Here is a 1,411-nt window from a genome sequence, read left to right as displayed (position 1 = left end):
CCATTTCGGCAACGGCTGCAGCCGGAGCGTCGATGTTCACGAGCGTGTAATACGCCTTGCGATTCTTCTTGATGCGGTAGGTGAGGGGACGCAGACCCCAGCTTTCGACCTTACCGACCTTGCCGCCATTAGCTTCGAGGACACCCTTGAACTGTTCGACGAGAGCGTCGACCTGCTGCTGGGAAATGTCCTGGCGGGCAAGAAGCACATGTTCATAAAGAGCCATTGGCTTTGCCTTTCTTCTGTCTACTCTGAACATCGGCGCCAAGCCTCTGCGACCTCTTAAAGCTGAAACCAGCGAAGAAAGGCGCGTTGGAAAGACAATCGAGAGCGGAGACACGGAAGGCCGAAGGATTTATACCTTCATCGGGTTAGATTACCCGCCTTCGTTCAGCCCCCAGCCGATGCCAGATATTGAACGGGGCGGCTAATACGAGGTTTTCCCCTAAGATGCAAGGCGGGAATCGCTAAAGGGGTGAGAATTGCTTGACTCTCAATGCTTCGCTAAGGCACACCCCGACCAATTATACATATAAAGAGGCACAAATGTCGGTAGCATTCACGTTTCCCGGACAGGGCAGCCAGGCAGTGGGAATGGGAAAAGTTCTTGCTGATAAGTATCCGGAAGCCAAAGCTGTATTTGACGAGGTCGATGAAGCTCTTGGTGAGAAGCTCTCCGCGGTTATGTTCGACGGACCAGAAGACGTACTCACCCTGACCGCCAATGCCCAGCCGGCGCTGATGGCTGTATCGATGGCAGTCATCCGCATGATGGAAGCGCGAGGACTGAATCTCGCCTCCGACGTCTCTTACGTTGCCGGGCATTCGCTCGGGGAATATTCCGCCCTGTGTGCAGCGGGCACGTTCTCCATCTACGACACCGCCAAGCTCTTGCGTATTCGTGGCAATGCCATGCAGAAGGCTGTTCCGGTCGGTGAAGGTGCGATGGCTGCAATCATCGGTCTCGAGCACGGCGATGTGGAAGCTGTCTGCGCGGAAGCAAAAGCCTCCGGTTCCGTTCAGATCGCCAATGACAATGGCGGTGGTCAGCTCGTCATTTCCGGTTCCAAGGCTGCGGTCGAACTGGCTGCCGGGCTGGCGTCCGAAAAAGGTGCCAAGCGCGCCATCATGCTGCCGGTATCGGCGCCTTTCCATTCGACTTTGATGGGGCCTGCCGCTGACGCCATGCGCGAAGCGCTCGCTTCGGTCGAAAAGCACAATCCAATCGTTCCGCTTATCGCCAATGTGCGCGCAGCGCCCGTCACCGATGCCAACGAGATTGCCGATCTACTCGTCGAGCAGGTCACGGGTCAGGTGCGCTGGCGTGAAACTGTCGAATGGTTTGCGACCAATGGCGTCACCACGCTTTATGAAGTAGGTTCGGGCAAGGTTCTGACCGGTCTGGCGCGCC

The 1,411-nt window shown here is 56.8% G+C and carries 2 protein-coding genes; one reads left to right on the top strand and one right to left on the bottom strand.

Annotated elements, in window-relative coordinates; all coding sequences use genetic code 11:
• Nucleotides 1-226, bottom strand: a 226-nt coding sequence (gene rpsF, locus ACOWVS_RS23385; protein WP_420973186.1) for a 30S ribosomal protein S6, incomplete at its 3' end; no start/stop codon positions are given.
• Between the two features lie 320 nt (nt 227-546).
• Here rpsF and fabD point away from each other — a divergent pair.
• The coding region (gene fabD / locus ACOWVS_RS23380) for an ACP S-malonyltransferase (protein WP_420973185.1) at nt 547-1,411 on the top strand (865 nt) is incomplete at its 3' end.

The sequence above is a fragment of the Brucella sp. IR068 genome (genome assembly GCF_049065885.1).
Classification (GTDB): domain Bacteria; phylum Pseudomonadota; class Alphaproteobacteria; order Rhizobiales; family Rhizobiaceae; genus Brucella; species Brucella intermedia.
Note: the sequence above shows the minus strand (reverse complement) of the source record. Positions and strands in the feature narration are given on the sequence as shown.